The organism is Micromonospora sp. IBHARD004 (assembly GCF_052814115.1).
Genome location: NZ_CP199934.1, coordinates 3,609,465 through 3,626,397, shown reverse-complemented (window position 1 = coordinate 3,626,397; position 16,933 = coordinate 3,609,465). Strand labels below are relative to the sequence as shown.

Here is a 16,933-nt window from a genome sequence, read left to right as displayed (position 1 = left end):
CGGGCCCTCGAGGGGCAAACGGGACGTCACGCCATCTGGCGAGCGCACCACCGCGGCCCGAAGTCCAGCCCTGCCATCGGGGAGTCCTCCCGGTGCAGCAGGCCCTTCTCGGTGAGCAGGTGCAGCGGCGCGTTCAGCTCCTCCTCGCTCATCCCGGTCTCCTGCGCGATCAGGTCGGGGTAGGGGACGTGTCCCCGGGTCTCCAGCGCGGTTACCGCCTGGTAGACCCGTTCCTCGACCTCCGACAGTCGTACCTGCTGCATGGCTTTCCTCCTCGGCGTGACCCGCCCGGCCCGCGGGCGGCCTGCTCCCGGCGGTTACCCGTCGGGTGTCCGTTGATGCCCACCCGATCGGGGAGTCACACCGGGCGTTCCGGCCCGGGGGTGGCCTAGGCTGCAACCGTGATCGTCTGGGATCTCGCCGTCGTCGGAGCCGGCCCCGCCGGGCTCTCCGCGGCGCACGCCGCGGCCCGCGCCGGGGTGCGCACGCTGGTCGTCGAGCGCGCCACCCATCCCCGCTACAAGACCTGTGGGGGAGGGCTGATCGGCACGTCGCTGGCGGAGGTCACCGACCGGATCGAGGTGCCGGTGCACGACCGGGTCGACCGGGTGACGTTCACCCGGGACGGGCGACGCGGCTTCACCCGCCGGCACGCCGCCGGGCCGCTGGTGGCCATGGTCCGTCGGGAGGAGTTCGACGACCGGCTGCGGGCCGCCGCGGTCGCCGCCGGGGCCGAGGTCCGCGAGGGCGTCGCCGTCCGCGCGGTCGAGCAGGACCCCGACGAGGTACGCCTTCGGCTGGCCGACGGCGGGATGGTGCGGGCCCGGGCCGTGGTCGGCGCGGACGGCTCCTCCGGGGTCACCGCCCGGCACGTGGGCGTCCGCCATCGGCAGGTCGACCTCGGGCTGGAGCTGGAACTGCCGGTGTCACCGGAGGAGCAGGACCGCTGGCGGGGCCGGCTGCTGCTGGACTGGGGGCCGGTCCCCGGGTCGTACGCCTGGGTCTTCCCGAAGGGCGACCGGATCACCGTCGGGGTGATCGCCGCCAGGGGCGAGGGGGAGCGGACCCGGGCCTACCTGCGCGACTTCGTCGACCGGCTGGGCCTGTCCGGGGTGACCCCGGAGCATGACTCGGGTCACCTGACCCGCTGCCGGGCGGAGGACTCGCCGGTGCGCCGCGGCCGGGTGCTGGTCGCCGGGGACGCGGCGGGGCTGCTGGAGCCGTGGAGTCGGGAGGGGATCAGCTACGCACTGCGGTCCGGGCGGCTGGCCGGCGCGGCGGTCGCCGGGGGTGACCTGGCCGGCTACGAGCGGGAGGTGGAGCGGCTCCTGGCGCCGTCGATGCGGGCCGGGCACCGGCTGCTGGAGGTCTTCGAGCGGCGGCCGGACGTCTTCCACGGGCTCCTGGCCACCCCGGCGGGCTGGCGGATGTTCGTCCGGTTCTGCCAGGGCCGGGCCAGCTTCGACGAGACCCTCGCCCGCCGGCCGGTCCGGGCGGCCCTGGCCCTGCTGGACCGCCTTCCCCCGGCCCGGTCGGGGCCCCTCGCCGGGGCGGGGGCGACGCGGTGAAGGCCCGGCTCGCCGACGTGCTGGCCATGGTCCTCCAGCACTCCTGACCGGTCAGGGCACGATCACCGCCCGTCCGTGGATCTCGCCCCGCCGCAGCAGCTCGTACGCCTCCGGCGCCCGTTCCAACGGGAAGAGCTGCACGTCGGCCTGGAGCAGCCCGGCGCGGCCCAGCGCGATCACCTCCTGCAGCTCGGCCCGGGTGCCCCAGAACGGGACCTCCACGCTGGTCTCCAACGGCAGGGTGGGCGGCTCGTCGGCGACGGGCCGGACGGGCAGCGTCCCGCCGGCGAGACCGACCAGCATCACCCGACCGCCGGTGGCGACGACCTGGCGGGCGGTGGTCAGGGTGGGGTCCGCCCCGACGAAGTCGAGCACTACGTCCGCCCCGTCCGGCGGGGGGCCGACGGTCGCCCGGATCCTCTCGACCGTGTCGGGGCCGGCATGCACCACCTCGTGGGCGCCCAGCCGGGTGGCCAGGTCCAGCGCGGCCACGCTGGTGTCCACCGCGATGACCCGTACCGCCGTGGTGGCGACCAGGATCTGCACCGCCATGTGGCCGAGCCCGCCGATCCCGATGACCACGCAGGACGTGCCGGGGCGCAGGTTCGGCCGGGCCAGCTCCACCGCGTGGTACGGGGTCAGCGCGGCGTCGGTGAGCGGGGCGACCTGCTCCAACTCCATGTCGCCGACGTGCAGCAGCCGGGACGCCGGCACCACCACGTACTCGGCCAGCCCGCCGTCGCGGCTGAGCCCGATGCCACCCACGGCGACGACCCGGCACTGGTTCTCCAGGCCACGGAGGCACGCGCGGCAGCGGCCGCAGCCGATGATCCCGTACACGGCGGCGCGGTCCCCGGGTGACCAGCCGGTCACGCCGGCGCCGACGGTGTCGACCGTGCCGGCGATCTCGTGGCCGAGGGTGATCGGGGTGGGGAACATCCCGGCCGGCGCGTCGAGGATGTGCAGGTCGGAGTGGCAGGCGCCGACCGCGCCCACGCGCAGCAGCACCTCACCCGGCCCGGCGTCCGGCGCTGGCACCTCCACCTGTTCCAGCACCCCGGGAGCGGTCATCCGTACCGCGCGCATGTCTGTCCTCCGCCTCGTCGCCGACGACCGCCGCCGGCGCGGCTTACCCACGACCGTCAGGTTGATGCGGCGGTCGACGGGCGGACGCACAATGCGGGTATGAGCGAGCCGGTCGAGTCGTTCACCGACGAGGAGTACGCGTTCCTGCGGCACGTGCGCTTCGGTGAGCTGCCGCCGCGGGTTGGCCCCGAAGAGCGGGTCGAGTTCACCGAGACCGAAGCCCGGCGGGACCGCCCGGAGCCGGCCGGCAGCCCCGATGAGTGGAACCTCCGCCTCGGCCCGGGCGGCTGAGACGCGGACGGGCCGTGGGTGCGAACCCACGGCCCGTCGCACGGTACGGATCAGAAGCCCGGCACGCCCTCGCGGACCACCCTCCAGTTCGGCACGAAGAAGTCGGCCGGGTCGATGACGCCCTTGGCCTGCGCCCAGTCGATCAGCAGCTGGCGGATCTCCTGCTGCTGGTTGTAGACCTGGGTCTTCACGATGCCCGGGAAGTTGCCACCACCGCTGCGGCGGTAGTTGTTCACCGCGATGACGAACTGGGCGTCCGCGGCGACCGGGGTGTCGGTGCCCGGCAGGACCAGGCGGGTGATCCGCTGGCCGACCGGCTTCGAGATGTCGATGTCGTAGTCGACACCCGAGATCACGTCGTAGTTGTAGTCCGGCACCAGCGGGTCGCTGATGTTCGCCGGGTCGACGGTGTCGCCGGCCGCGAACGTCTGGAAGTACTTCGCCGAGTACTCCAGGTAGGCCTTCACCTCGGCGCCGGTCAGCACGACCGCCTCCAGGGTGTTGTCGTACACGTACAGGCCCGCGACGTCGCGGATCCGCACGTCGCCCTGCGGGAAGATCGCGGTACGGCTGAACGGCGCCGCGATCGACAGCACCGGCAGGCCCGCGTACGCGGTGCCGGCGAGTGCCCCGGTGACCACCTCGGTCTGGACGTGGTTGATGAAGTCCAGGATCGGGGTGTCCTTGTACCGGGACTCGGCGGCCGACAGCTCCACGCTGGACCGGGCGACGACCGTGTTGACGTACGAGACGGTCTTGGTGTGCTGGCCGCGCACGGCCGCGAGCACCGCCGGGTCCTCGACCACCGTGTTGGTGTTCAGCATGGTGGCGGACTTGCTGAGCACCGTCCACCGGCCGTTCTGCTTGGCGACGGTGAAGTCCATCCGGGTGAGGCGCTGGCCCCACTTGGACGGCTCGGAGGTGAGCACCTGCTCGCCGGAGGCGGTGTTGGTGACGAACTTCTGCACGACCTCGTTGTGCGCGTGGCCGAACAGGATCGCGTCGATGCCCGGGACCTGCTCGGCGATCAGCGCGACCGGGTTCTCGTTCGGCAGCTCCGGGCCGTAGCTGGAGGTGCCGCTGTCGCCGCCGTGGGCGGAGATGATGACGACATCGGCCCCGCGCTCGCGCATGATCGGCACCCACTTGGCGGCGGTGGCGATCATGTCGGCGAAGACCAGCTTGCCCTCGACGTTGGCCTTGTCCCAGATCGCCACGCCCGGGTTGGTCAGGCCCAGGATGCCGACCTTGATGGTCGGGGAGTCGTAGCCGCCGAGGGCCACCTTCTTGATCACGTACGGCAGGAAGGCGGGCTTGCCGGTGGCCTCGTTGATCGCGTTCGCGGCCAGGGCCGGGAAGCCGAGCTGACCGATCCACTGCGCCAGCAGCGGCAGGCCGTAGTTGAACTCGTGGTTGCCCAGCGTGACGGCGTCGTACTTCAGCACGTTCATCGCGTTGGCCATCGGGTGCGTCTCACCGGTGGTGGTGATCGGCTCCTGCTTGGCGTAGTAGGTGGCCAGCGGGGTGCCCTGGATGGTGTCGCCGGCGTCGAGGACCAGCGTCGGCTTGCTGCCGCGCTCGGCGCGGATCTGGTTGACGAGGGTGGCCAGCTTGGCGACGCCGACGTCGTTGTGCTTGCTGTCGTCGAACTCGGCGTCCTTGTAGTAGTCCCAGTTGTAGACGTTGCCGTGGGTGTCCGAGGTGCCCAGGACGGTCAGGTCCCAGGTCTTCGGGCCCTTCGACTCGGCCGCCCGGGCCGGGGCGCCGGCGATCAGGGGGGCGGTCGCGGCGGCGGCCGCAACGGCGAGCACCTGGCGGCGCGAGGCGCCGGAGGAGGAGGTCATGCCGTGCCTTTCCATGGGGGTGGACGCGCCTCGTGGGCGCAGTTGCGCACCATAGCCAGCCGCTGTCACTCCTGTCACAGCGGCCCGAGGTGTTTCACCACACCAGCGCCACCGGCCGCGGGCGCGTAACACGCCGGCCATCCGGGGTCTTCTTCGCGTCCCAGGAGTCCGGCTACGTCACCGGGGCCAGGCGGCCATCCGGCGGCGCACCCGGGCCACCTGGGCCGCGTCGAGCCCGTAGCGCGCGAACCGACGGTCCGGCACCCGGTCCAGGTAGCGCCCCGCGGCGCGGACGTCGGCCAGGTCCAGCGCCGGGTCGACCTGGCGGGCCAGCTCCAGCAGCTCCGCGACGTCGTAGTGCTCCAGCGCCGAGGACACGTCGATGTAGTCGCGCACCTCGCGCCGGTTGACCAGCGCGGCGGTCTTGTTCGCCACCAGGTCGCGCACGTCCATCACCGGGCCGAGGTCCATCACCACCGGACTGCGGTACCGGTCGAGGCGGGCCAGGCTCAACCGGATCTGCCGGCCGTCCCGGCTCACCACGAAGTCCCGCAGGTCCCGGTCGAACCCGTCGAACAGCTCACCGAGCTCGCTGTCCGGGTCGGCGTCCACCACCTCGTAGCCGGCCCGCTCCAGCGCCGCGCGCACCCCGGCCGCCGCCGCGGCGGCCGCCCCCTCCACGTCCGCGAACAGGTCCACGTCCTCCGTCGGGCGGGTGACCAGCCCGTGCGCCGCCCACGCCACCCCGCCGCCCAGCACGAACCGGTGCGGCCCGGCGGCCGCGAGGGCCACCCGGGCCACCTCCCGGTAGAAGTCGTGCAGGTGGGTCACGCGGTACGCAGGCCGCGATGCCGGCTCTCCCACGCCACGCGTACGCCCCGCGGCAGGTTCAGCCGCCGCCACACCCGACGCAGCGTCCGGCCGTTGATCAGCGCCCGCAGGTCGTCGGTGCGGGTCGTCTCGCGCAGCACGTTCTCGTACATCCAGAGCAGGTCGTCCGGGTCACCCAGGTCGAAGACGCGCTCACTGCTCCACATCAGCCGTACCGGTAGCTCGACGATGCCCCGGGTGGGGCCGGTCAGCTCGGCGAGGGTGCGGGCCACCACGGCGGGGCGACCCGGTCGGGCCAGCGGGGCCACCGGGGTCGACGTGGGGGAGAGCGCCTGCATGGTGTCAGGGTAACGCCAACTCTGCTTCGCGCTGTTCTCCAGTTGTGGGGTTTCCCTGGCGATGCCTCTTCTTTTGCGTGGTCGACTCCGTGTCCCCGATGTAACGGTGTCCGACAGGCGCGGATACCGCCACATCGGGGATGTGGTGCCGGGTGTCCGGTCCGGCCCGCCAGGCGACGTGCGGTCTGGGCCGGGTGTCCGTTTCCGGGTGTGACCGGCGGCATCCCGGGGCCGGAATGATGGCCTGGCCGGGGTCGTTACATCTGGCGTACGACCGAGTACCTGGCCCGCTCGACCGGGCCGATGGTCGGGCCCCGGAATGATGGCGGGCCGCCGGTCGTTACATATGGTCCCGGCGCCGCGAAGAGGCCCCCGCCCCGCGGTCGGACCGGGCAGAGACTTCCCCCCTTGTGCTTGTGAGCGCCTGACGGTGCTTGCGTCTGCCGCTGACCCCCATCGGCGCTGACGCCAACCCCCCGAGGAGCTTCATCATGACTTCGATGATTCGTAAGAGCGTGCTGGGTGTTGCTGGTCTGGCTTTCGCCGGTGGTGTGTTCGCCGGTCCGGTCGCCGCTCACGCCGACACCACCCCGGTGGCTGGCAAGCCCGTCGCGGTCCAGGCTGACAAGCCGGGCGTCGACAAGAAGAAGCTGATCCCGCACGGTGTGCAGGGCGCGCAGTCGAAGATCACCCTGAACGACGAGCAGACCGCCAACGCGAAGGCGATCATCGCCGCCACGAAGAAGGCGGGTCTGCCGGAGCGCGCCGCGGTCATCTCGATCGCGACCAGCCTGCAGGAGTCGAAGCTGGAGAACCTGGGTCACCTGGGTGACCGCAACGACCACGATTCGCTGGGCCTGTTCCAGCAGCGCCCGTCGAGTGGTTGGGGTACGCCGGAGCAGATCACCGACCCGGAGTACGCGACCCTGGCGTTCGAGAAGGGTCTGAAGCAGGTCGACGGGTGGCGGGACATGCCGCTGACCGAGGCCGCGCAGACGGTGCAGGTGTCGGCCTACCCGGACGCCTACGCCCAGTGGGAGAAGCAGGCCGCCGACCTGGTCGCCCAGCACTGGAACAGCTGACCTGTAGAGCACGCCGCTGGCCGGCACCCCGAGACAGGGGTGCCGGCCAGCGGCGTATCCACGCACTCACGAAAAGGCCGTGACCGCCGCCAGTGACGGCGCTCACCGGGGGTGCCGGAACACCGGACCGGGTGGCATCGTTGTGCAGAGCGTCGGTGTGTCCAGTGTCCCCGGGCCTCACCTAAATTGCCTTCGCGGAATACCGTTCGGCTGGAGCCGCGTCGTGCCACTCGCCGAGAGGCGACCTGCACACCGACGCCCAGCGGCGCCCCGGCCGGATGGCCGGGGCGCCGCTGTCTGTGCACCCAGATGAGGATGCCGGCCGGGACGGGCCGGTGCCGCGAGATGATCTGCCACTCGGGTCGCGGGCGCCCGATCACTGGCCTATGTTCAGAAGGTCAGCTTCCGCCAGCGGGAGGGGGTGTTCCGGTTGGGTCTCCGGACCTTCATCGAAGGCTGGCCGGTCTACCGGCAGCTCACCGGCACCGACCCGCTCGGCCGGGGCGCCGCGGCGCAGTCCGCCCGGTCGGCCGGCCTGACCGCCCGCACCGACACCGCCGACAGCATGGCCCGCTCGGTCTGCCCGTACTGCGCGGTGGGCTGCGGGCAGCGGGTGTTCGTCAAGGACGGGCAGGTCTCCCAGATCGAGGGCGACCCGGACAGCCCGATCTCCCGCGGTCGGCTCTGCCCGAAGGGGTCGGCCAGCAAGAGCCTGGTCACCAGCCCCCTGCGGCAGACCAAGGTCCGCTACCGCCGGCCGTACGGCACGGAGTGGGAGGACCTGGAGCTCGACGTCGCGCTCGACATGATCGCCGACCGGGTCCTCGCCGCCCGTGACGAGACCTGGGAGGACGTCGACGACTCCGGCCGGCCGCTGAACCGGACGCTGGGCATCTCCAGCCTGGGCGGGGCGACGCTGGACAACGAGGAGAACTACCTCATCAAGAAGCTGTTCACGGCGATGGGGGCGCTCCAGATCGAGAACCAGGCCCGCATTTGACACTCCGCCACCGTCCCCGGTCTGGGGACCAGCTTCGGTCGCGGCGGCGCGACGGACTTCCAGCAGGACCTGATCAACTCGGACTGCGTCATCATCCAGGGCTCCAACATGGCCGAGGCCCACCCGGTGGGCTTCCAGTGGGTGATGGAGGCCAAGGCCCGTGGCGCCAAGGTCTTCCACGTCGACCCGCGGTTCACCCGGACCAGCGCGGTCGCCGACACGTACCTGCCGATCCGGGCGGGCACCGACATCGCGCTGCTCGGCGGCGTGGTGCGGTACATCCTGGACAACGAGCTGGACTTCCGGGAGTACGTGCTGGCGTACACCAACGCGGCCACCATCGTCGACGAGCGGTTCGCCGACACCGAGGACCTGGACGGGCTCTTCTCCGGCTACAACCCGGAGACCGGCTCGTACGACCAGAGCAGCTGGCAGTACGAGGGGCACGGGAATCGCACCCGGGCCAGGGGGACGGGCAAGGAGCGGGAGACCGCGGCCGGGATGGAGCACGAGTCGCACGGCGCGCCGGTGGCGGCGGAGACGCACCGGGACGAGACCCTGCGGCACCCCCGCTGCGTCTACCAGATCCTCAAGCGGCACTTCGCCCGCTACACCCCGGAGATGGTCGAGCGGGTCTGCGGCATCCCCCAGGAGAAGTTCCTGGAACTCGCCCGGGCCTGGACGGAGAACTCCGGCCGGGAGCGGACCGGGGTGCTCGTCTACTCGGTGGGCTGGACCCAGCACAGCGTCGGCGTGCAGTACATCCGCACCGGCGCGATCATCCAGACCCTGCTGGGCAACATCGGGCGGCCGGGCGGTGGCATCCTGGCGCTGCGCGGGCACGCCAGCATCCAGGGCTCCACCGACATCCCGACGCTGTTCAACCTGCTGCCCGGCTACCTGCCGATGCCGCACCACGCCGACCACCCGACCTTCGCCAGGTGGGTGGACAGCATCCGCCACCCCGGCCAGAAGGGCTTCTGGGGCAACTCGCGGGCCTTCGCGGCCAGCCTGCTCAAGGCTTACTGGGGTGACGCGGCCACGCCGGAGAACGACTTCTGCTACGGCTATATGCCCCGGATGACCGGCGACCACGGGACGTATCAGCAGGTGCTGAACATGATCGACGGCCACGTGAAGGGCTACTTTCTGCTCGGCCAGAACCCGGCGGTCGGCTCGGCGCACGGCAAGGCCCAGCGCCTGGGCATGGCCAACCTCGACTGGCTGGTCGTCCGCGACCTGTTCATGATCGAGAGTGCCACGTTCTGGAAGAACAGCCCGGAGATCGCCACCGGCGAGATCGTGCCGGAGGAGTGCCGCACCGAGGTGTTCTTCCTGCCCGCCGCCTCGCACGTGGAGAAGGAGGGCACCTTCACCCAGACCCAGCGGCTGCTGCAGTGGCGGGAGAAAGCCCTCGACCCGCCGGGTGACTGCCGCTCCGAGCTGTGGTTCTTCTACCACCTCGGCCGGGTGCTGCGGGAGAAGCTGGCCGCCTCCACCAAGCCCCGCGACCGGGCGCTGCTCGACCTCGCCTGGGACTACCCGACCCACGGCGAGTACGCCGAGCCGAGCGCCGAGGCGGTGCTCAAGGAGATCAACGGGTACGAGGTGGCCACCGGCCGTCCGCTGTCGGCGTTCGCCGAGGCGAAGGACGACGGTTCCACCGTGGTCGGCTGCTGGATCTACAGCGGCGTCTACGCCGACGGGGTCAACCAGGCCGCCCGCCGCAAGCCCGGCCACGAGCAGAGCTGGGTCGCCCCCGAATGGGGCTGGGCCTGGCCGGCCAACCGGCGCACCCTCTACAACCGCGCCTCCGCCGACCCGCAGGGCCGGCCGTGGAGCGAGCGGAAGAAGTACGTCTGGTGGGACGCGGACAAGGGCGAGTGGACCGGCCACGACGTGCCGGACTTCGAGAAGACCAAGCCGCCGACGTACCGGCCGGCGGACGACGCCTCGGGGCCGGAGGCGCTCGCCGGGGACGACCCGTTCGTGATGCAGGGCGACGGCAAGGCCTGGCTTTACGCGCCGCGCGGGGTGCTCGACGGGCCGTTGCCGACGCACTACGAGCCGGCCGAGTCGCCGATGCGCAACCCGCTGTACGGGCAGCAGGCCAACCCGACCCGCAAGATCTACGAGCACCCGCTGAACCGGATCAACCCGAGCCCGCCGGAGCCGCACAGCCAGGTCTTCCCGTACGTGTTCACGGTCAGCCGGCTCACCGAGCACCACACCGCGGGCGGGATGAGCCGCACGGTACGGCCGCTCGCCGAGCTGCAGCCGGAGATGTTCGTGGAGGTGTCCCCGGAACTGGCCGCCGAGGTGGGGCTGGAGCACCTCGGTTGGGCGCACCTGATCAGCGGCCGCGCGGTGATCGAGGCCAAGGTGTTGGTGACCGACCGGCTCACCCCGCTGCGGGTGGACGGCCGGGTGATCCACCAGCTCTGGCTGCCGTACCACTTCGGCAGCGAGGGCCTGGTCACCGGCGACTCGGCCAACGACCTGATCGGCATCACCCTCGACCCGAACGTGCTGATCCAGGAGAGCAAGGTCGGCACCTGTGACGTCCGGCCCGGCCGGCGACCCACCGGCCCGGCCCTGCTCGACCTGGTCGGTGACTACCAGCGGCGGGCCGGGATGACCGCCGACCGGAAGGTGCCGATCGTCACCACCGACGTGCTCGGTGGGGAGGACGCGGCCGGCAGCACCGACGAGCAGTCCCCCGAGGCGGCGGCGCAGGACGGAGACGGGGATGCCTGACGCGAACAGCCTCTACGGCCCGCTCGACCCGGCGCCCGACGCCGGCTGGGTCGAGGCCGGCCCCCGGATGGGCTTCTTCACCGACACCAGCGTCTGCATCGGCTGCAAGGCGTGCGAGGTGGCCTGCAAGGAGTGGAACGCCGTCCCGGCGTCCGGCTTCGACCTGCTCGGCATGTCGTACGACAACACCGGCGCGCTGACCGCCAACTCCTGGCGGCATGTGGCCTTCATCGAGCAGCCCCGCCCGGCGGGGCACCGCACCCCGCCGTTCGAGGGCGACCCGACCGGGCCGGCGGCGAGCCCGGCCACCGCGGCGATCGCCGCCGAGGTGGGCAACGACAGCGGCACCGATCCGGGTGTGCCCCCGGGGCAGCCGCAGGCCGCCGCCCGGATGGCCGCCGGGCCGGAGCTCCTCGGCATGCCGGGCGCCCAGCCGCCCGGCCGGGGCACCGGCGCCGAGTCGCGCACCGACTTCCGCTGGCTGATGATGTCGGACGTCTGCAAGCACTGCACCCATGCCGCCTGCCTGGACGTCTGCCCGACCGGGTCGCTGTTCCGCACCGAGTTCGGCACCGTCGTGGTGCAGGAGGACATCTGCAACGGCTGCGGCTACTGCATCTCCGCCTGCCCGTACGGCGTCATCGACCAGCGCAAGGACGACGGCCGGGCGTGGAAGTGCACGCTCTGCTACGACCGGCTCGGCGCCGGCATGACCCCGGCCTGCGCGCAGGCCTGCCCGACCGAGTCGATCCAGTACGGGTCGCTCGACGAGCTGCGGGAGCGGGCCGCCCAGCGGGTCGCCACGCTGCACGAGCGGGGCGTGCCGGAGGCCCGGCTCTACGGCCACGACCCGACCGACGGCGTCGGCGGCGACGGCGCGTTCTTCCTGCTCCTCGACGAGCCGGAGGTGTACGGCCTGCCCCCGGACCCGGTGGTCACCACCCGCGACCTGCCGAAGATGTACAAGCGGGCCGGCCTGGCCGCGCTGGCCATGGTGGCGGCGGCCGTCGCCGCGTTCGTCGGAGGTTCATCGTGAGTCCGGACCGCGCCCCCGTGGGCGCCCTGTTCCGCCGCTTCCGCGAGCGTCTCGCCGCCGAGGGCCCCGAGCGCCTCGGCGGGCCGGGCCCGCGCGCCGGACACGCGCCGAAGGTGAGCCCCGTGTCCGGCGGAGGCGCGAACGGCAGCCAGTTGGTCCCGACCCGGGCGGGCGAGGGCGTCAAGGGCAGCCGGGCCACCGGGACCGGGGAGGGCGTGGCGCGCACCGACGTCGGCGCCGCCGAGGCCGGCCTGGCGCCGCATCCGCCCCGCGACGTCGAGCCCATCGAGCGGTCGCGTCGGCGGGGCCGCAAGGGCGGCGGCGGGGAGCAGCTGAACGTGCCACCCGCCGAGTTCACCTCCTACTACGGCCGGCCCATCCTCAAGGCGCCGGTGTGGAAGTGGGACATCGCCGCGTACCTGTTCGCCGGGGGGCTGGCCGCCGGTTCGTCGCTGCTGGCCGCCGGCGGGCAGCTCACCGGGCGGCCGGCGTTGCGCCGGGCCGGCCGGGTCACGTCCCTGGCCGCGGTCAGCGCCAGCGCGTACTTCCTCGTCAACGACCTGGGCAGGCCGAGCCGGTTCCACCACATGCTGCGGGTGGCGAAGCTGACCTCGCCGATGTCGGTGGGCACCTGGATCCTCAGCGTCTTCGGCCCGGCCGCCGGGGTCGCCGCGGTCGCCGAGGCCGCACCCTGGCTGCCCGAACGCGGGCTGCTCGGCCTCGGCCGGCGGCTGCTGCCCCCGGTCGGGCACGCCGCCGGGCTGGTCGCCGCGGTCACCGCGCCGGCCCTCGCGACGTACACCGGGGTGCTGCTCGCCGACACGGCCGTGCCGTCCTGGCATGAGGCGTACCCGGAACTGCCGACCATCTTCGCGGGCAGCGCCCTGGCCAGCGGCGCCGGTGTGGGGCTGATCGCCGCGCCGCCGGCGCAGGCGGGCCCGGCCCGGCGCATGGCGGTGGCCGGCGCGGCCCTGGAGCTGTGGGGCTCGCACCGGGTGGAGACCCGGCTCGGGCTGCTCAGCGAGCCCTACGCGGTCGGCAGCGCCGGCCGGCTGCTGCGGGCCGGGCGGGTGCTGACCGCCGCCGGGGTGGCGGGCGCGCTGGTCGGCCGGCGCAGCCGGGCGCTCTCCGCGCTCTCCGGCGGCGCGCTGCTGGCCGCCGCCGTGTGCACCCGGTTCGGCATCTTCCACGGCGGAGTCGCCTCCGCGAAGGACCCGAAGTACACCGTGGTGCCGCAGCGGGAGCGCGCACGGCAGCGCGACGGGCGGACACCAGACGACAGCGGGCCGGGCGCCGGCCCGAATCCGGGGTAGCCACGGATCAGGCGCGAGGCCCATGAGCCGACACGGGGGTTCAGCTCATGGCCACAACAACCGCGGGTCCGCGGGGAAATCGACAACCGACACGGGGCCGGTGGGGTCTCGTGGTGGCGGCCGTGCTCGCCGGCGCGGCCTGATCACCGGCATCGCCGTGGCGGGCTTCGGCTTCGGGGCGGTGATCACCGCCCCGGTGCGGTCGGGCCGTCGCCGTCGTCCGCTGGCCTGCACCGGCTCGCTCCGGCCGCGCCTGGGTTTGATCCGACCCGGTTCGGGTAGGCCGCCGCACACCTCAGTGGGACACGTGCCCACAGCTGTCGCACTGCGGATTCCCAATGATTCGCAGGAGGGGGAACATACCCATGTTGTCGGTGCTCGACCCCCGCCATACCGTCGCCCCTCCCGGATACAGTCGCTGGCTCATTCCGCCGGCGGCGCTGGCGGTGCATCTGTGCATCGGGCAGGTCTACGCGACCAGCGTCTACAAGAACTCCCTCATCGCGTATTTCGGGGCCAGCCAGACGGCTATCGGGGTCATCTTCAGCATCGCCATCGTCATGTTGGGGCTTTCCGCGGCGGTCGGCGGCACGTGGGCGGAGCGCAGCGGACCCCGCAAGACGATGTTCACCTCCGCGTGTTTCTGGGCAGCGGGTTTCCTGGTCGGGGCGCTCGGCATCGCCACCAAACAGCTCTGGCTGCTTTACCTCGGCTACGGGGTGATCGGCGGCATCGGACTCGGCCTCGGCTACATCTCGCCGGTCTCCACCCTGATCAAGTGGTTCCCGGACCGGCCCGGCCTCGCCACCGGCATGGCCATCATGGGCTTCGGCGGCGGCGCGCTGCTTGCCAGCCCGGTCTCCCGTCAGCTGCTTTCGCTCTACGATCCTGGCTTCCACCCCACCAAAGCCGGTGCGGTGGCCTCGGGCAGCGCGCTGGTAGGACTCTTTCTCACGCTCGGCGTCGGCTACTTCCTGATCATGATGCTCGGCGTGCTGAACGTGCGGGTTCCCCCACCCGGCTGGCGCCCGGCCGGGTTCGATCCCGCCTCGGTCCGGGCCAAGCCACTGGTCACCACGGCGAGCGTGTCCGCGGCGAACGCGATCCGCACGCGCTCGTTCTGGCTGCTCTGGATCGTGCTGTTCACCAACGTGACAGCCGGCATCGGCATCCTGGAGCAGGGCGCCCCGATGATCCAGGACTTCTTCCGCGACAACGGCGTGTCGGCCGTCTCGATCGCGGCGGCGTCGGGTTTCGTGGGCGTGTTGTCGCTATTCAACATGGCCGGGCGGTTCGTGTGGTCGTCGACGTCCGACATCATCGGCCGCAAGCCGATCTACGTGGTCTACCTCGGCCTCGGCATGGTGCTCTACACCCTGCTCGCGCTGGTCGGACACACCGCCACGGTGCTGTTCGTGCTGCTGGCCGGCATCATCATCTCCTTCTACGGCGGCGGCTTCGCCACCATCCCCGCCTACCTGCGCGACCTGTTCGGCACTCTCCAGGTGGGCGCCATTCACGGCCGGCTGCTCACCGCCTGGTCCGCCGCCGGCGTGGCCGGGCCGCTGATCGTCAACGGCGTCCTCGACGCCCAGGGCAAACCGGGCACGCTCACCGCTTCGGCGTACCGGCCGGCGCTGGTCACCATGGTCGCCGTGCTGGCCGTCGGATTCATCGCCAACCTGCTGGTCCGTCCCGTCCCGGAACATTTCCACGAACCGGACACCGGCGGAGCGGTTCCCGTAGCGCCCGCCGAACGGACCGACCCCGTCGCCCTGCGGCCGGAGAGCCGGCCCGCGGCCAACGCCGTGGCCCCGCAGCAGGCCCGGCTCTGGATATCGTGGGCGCTGGTCACCGTGCTGCTCGGCTACGGCGTGGTACAGACCGGCATCACCGCCGCGAAGCTGATCACCGAGTGATCGCCGCTCCCGTCACGCGACCCGTCCGCTCCAGCAGCTACCGCCCACACACCCGCCTCCGCCGCCGGGGAAGAGCAGGAACGCCTTAGGTAGTGCGCGCGTCGTACCGCCGGGCGTAGGCACGATCCGGCTTGTGCGGCGCCCATCGGCTTGCCGTGACCACGCCGCAGCGGCATCGGTGAGCGGCGTGGTCTCGTATTCGAGGACTAACCGCCCGGCGGCGGCATGGTCGGCGACGACTCGCAAGGCCCGCGCCTTCTGCTCGATGCTCAACTCGTTGTTCGTGTAGCCCAGTACACAAAGTGTCCGGCTGCGCAGGGTCGCTGGCGTACCTGCCGACCAGCCCGGGCAAGCCGCGGCCGCCCTTCGAGACGTCGGGGCCCTGAGCCGGGCCGGCGCGGTCACTCCCTTCGCCCGGCGGATGGAGATCATATGTGGTTGACTGCTGGGCGGAGGCGTTCAGGCGGCTGGTGCCCCTCCCGGTCTTCAAAACCGGTGTGGTCCGGGACCCGGGCCAGGCGGGTTCGATTCCCGTCCGTCTCCGCCAAGCAGGCGCAGGGAGATGACGCATGCCCGACGGCACGGCCGATCCGCGTCGGCGGGTGCCGCGCACCGACGCGCTCCTCGCCGACCCGGCGTTCGCCGCCGCCGCCGGCACGCTCGGCCGCGACCGGGTCAAGGCCGCGATCGTCCGCGCGCAGCAGCGCGCCCGCCGCGGCGACATCACCCCCGAAGAGGTACGCGACGCCGCGCTGGCCGACCTGCCGGCGCCGGCGCCCCGGGCGGTGCTGAACGCCACCGGCGTCGTGCTGCACACCAACCTCGGCCGGGCGCCGCTGTCGGCCGCCGCGGTCGAGGCGATGGCCGCCGCCGCCGGGCACACCGACGTGGAGCTGGACCTGCGCACCGGCCGGCGGGCCCGCCGCGGCCGGGACACCCTCGACGCGCTCGCCGCCGCCGTGCCCGACGCGGCGGCCGTGCACGTGGTCAACAACGGCGCCGCCGCGTTGGTGCTCGCCGCCACCGCGCTCGCCGCCGACGCGGAGATCGTGGTCAGCCGCGGCGAGCTGGTCGAGATCGGCGACGGGTTCCGCCTGCCCGACCTGTTGGCGAGCACCGGCGCGCGGCTGCGCGAGGTGGGCACCACCAACCGCACCACCCGGGCCGACTACGCCGCCGCGATCGGCCCGCGCACCGGCTTCGTGCTCAAGGTCCACCCGTCGAACTTCCTGGTCACCGGCTTCACCTCGGCGGTGCCGATGCGCGAGCTCGCCACCCTCGGCGTGCCGGTGGTGGCCGACATCGGCTCCGGGCTGCTCGCCCCCGACCCGCTGCTGCCCGACGAGCCGGACGCCGCGAGCACCCTGCGCGCCGGCGCGGCGCTGGTCACCGCCAGCGGCGACAAGCTCCTCGGCGGTCCGCAGGCCGGGCTGCTGCTCGGCGACGCCGACCTGGTCGAGCGGCTGCGCCGGCACCCGCTGGCCCGGGCCCTGCGGGTGGACAAGCTCACCCTGGCCGCCCTCGCCGCCACCCTGCACGCCCCGACCACTCCGACCCGGGACGCGCTGCACGCCGACCCGGCCGTGCTGCGCGACCGGGCGGAGCGGCTGCGGGACCGGCTCGGGGAGGACGGCCGCAAGGCCGAGGTGGTGCCCTGCGTCTCGGTGGTCGGTGGCGGCGGCGCCCCCGGGGTGGAGCTCGACTCGTGGGCGCTGAGCCTGCCCGAGCGGTACGCCGAGCCGCTGCGCACCGGCGAGCCGCCCGTGCTCGGCCGGGTGGTGCACGGCCGCCTCCTGCTCGACCTGCGCTGCGTACCGGCCGAGGCCGACGGGGCGGTACGGGAGGCGATCCTGCGGGTGGGTGAGTAG

The 16,933-nt window shown here is 72.7% G+C and carries 13 protein-coding genes and 1 tRNA gene; 9 read left to right on the top strand and 5 right to left on the bottom strand.

What is annotated here, in order from left to right; all coding sequences use genetic code 11:
- Window positions 1-26 precede the first annotated feature (26 nt).
- Window positions 27-263: a hypothetical protein gene (locus tag ACTWO6_RS17735; protein WP_130335954.1), complete on the bottom strand. Its 237-nt coding sequence runs from the start codon at window positions 261-263 to the stop codon at window positions 27-29.
- A gap of 138 nt (window positions 264-401) precedes the next feature.
- On the opposite strand from ACTWO6_RS17735, the gene ACTWO6_RS17730 reads away from it, so the two are divergent.
- Window positions 402-1,568 (top strand): geranylgeranyl reductase family protein, encoded by a 1,167-nt coding sequence (locus tag ACTWO6_RS17730; protein WP_446214939.1) that lies wholly within the window; start codon window positions 402-404, stop codon window positions 1,566-1,568.
- Between the two features lie 51 nt (window positions 1,569-1,619).
- Here the strand turns inward: ACTWO6_RS17730 and ACTWO6_RS17725 are convergent, their stop codons facing one another.
- Window positions 1,620-2,654 (bottom strand): NAD(P)-dependent alcohol dehydrogenase, encoded by a 1,035-nt coding sequence (locus ACTWO6_RS17725; RefSeq protein ID WP_446214938.1) that lies wholly within the window; start codon window positions 2,652-2,654, stop codon window positions 1,620-1,622.
- A gap of 99 nt (window positions 2,655-2,753) precedes the next feature.
- On the opposite strand from ACTWO6_RS17725, the gene ACTWO6_RS17720 reads away from it, so the two are divergent.
- Window positions 2,754-2,945 (top strand): hypothetical protein, encoded by a 192-nt coding sequence (locus ACTWO6_RS17720; RefSeq protein ID WP_446214937.1) that lies wholly within the window; start codon window positions 2,754-2,756, stop codon window positions 2,943-2,945.
- A 50-nt stretch (window positions 2,946-2,995) separates the two neighbouring features.
- Here ACTWO6_RS17720 and ACTWO6_RS17715 read toward each other — a convergent pair whose 3' ends face one another.
- The 3 genes from ACTWO6_RS17715 to ACTWO6_RS17705 all read right to left on the bottom strand — a co-directional run bounded on the left by ACTWO6_RS17715 (window position 2,996) and on the right by ACTWO6_RS17705 (window position 5,958).
- A complete protein-coding gene (locus ACTWO6_RS17715; RefSeq protein WP_446214936.1) occupies window positions 2,996-4,789 on the bottom strand; it encodes a bifunctional metallophosphatase/5'-nucleotidase in 1,794 nt (597 codons plus the stop codon).
- A 177-nt stretch (window positions 4,790-4,966) separates the two neighbouring features.
- The gene (locus tag ACTWO6_RS17710) at window positions 4,967-5,620 is read right to left on the bottom strand and encodes a nucleotidyl transferase AbiEii/AbiGii toxin family protein (protein WP_446214935.1); all 654 of its coding nucleotides are present in this window, start codon (window positions 5,618-5,620) and stop codon (window positions 4,967-4,969) included.
- Entirely contained in the window at window positions 5,617-5,958 is a 342-nt protein-coding gene (locus ACTWO6_RS17705) for a hypothetical protein (protein WP_446214934.1), read from the bottom strand. The genes ACTWO6_RS17710 and ACTWO6_RS17705 overlap by 4 nt, the downstream gene beginning before the upstream one ends.
- Before the next feature lie 491 nt (window positions 5,959-6,449).
- On the opposite strand from ACTWO6_RS17705, the gene ACTWO6_RS17700 reads away from it, so the two are divergent.
- From ACTWO6_RS17700 to selA, 7 genes are all read left to right on the top strand, one after another.
- Window positions 6,450-7,040, top strand: a complete 591-nt coding sequence (locus tag ACTWO6_RS17700) for a hypothetical protein (protein ID WP_446214933.1) — start codon at window positions 6,450-6,452, stop codon at window positions 7,038-7,040.
- Between the two features lie 430 nt (window positions 7,041-7,470).
- A complete protein-coding gene (fdh, locus tag ACTWO6_RS17695) occupies window positions 7,471-10,797 on the top strand; it encodes a formate dehydrogenase (RefSeq protein ID WP_446214932.1) in 3,327 nt (1,108 codons plus the stop codon).
- On the top strand, window positions 10,790-11,833 hold the full coding sequence (locus ACTWO6_RS17690) for a 4Fe-4S dicluster domain-containing protein (RefSeq protein ID WP_446214931.1): 1,044 nt from the start codon (window positions 10,790-10,792) through the stop codon (window positions 11,831-11,833). The genes fdh and ACTWO6_RS17690 overlap by 8 nt, the downstream gene beginning before the upstream one ends.
- Window positions 11,830-13,146, top strand: coding sequence for an NrfD/PsrC family molybdoenzyme membrane anchor subunit (gene nrfD / locus ACTWO6_RS17685; protein WP_446214930.1), 1,317 nt, complete (start codon window positions 11,830-11,832; stop codon window positions 13,144-13,146). The genes ACTWO6_RS17690 and nrfD overlap by 4 nt, the downstream gene beginning before the upstream one ends.
- A gap of 365 nt (window positions 13,147-13,511) precedes the next feature.
- Window positions 13,512-15,065 carry an OFA family MFS transporter gene (locus ACTWO6_RS17680; protein WP_446214929.1) on the top strand — a complete coding sequence of 518 codons (1,554 nt, stop codon included), beginning with the start codon at window positions 13,512-13,514 and terminating at the stop codon, window positions 15,063-15,065.
- A gap of 451 nt (window positions 15,066-15,516) precedes the next feature.
- Window positions 15,517-15,612: transfer RNA gene (locus ACTWO6_RS17675), tRNA-Sec, on the top strand.
- Window positions 15,613-15,634: 22 nt separating this feature from the next.
- On the top strand, window positions 15,635-16,933 hold the full coding sequence (gene selA, locus ACTWO6_RS17670; protein WP_446214928.1) for an L-seryl-tRNA(Sec) selenium transferase: 1,299 nt from the start codon (window positions 15,635-15,637) through the stop codon (window positions 16,931-16,933).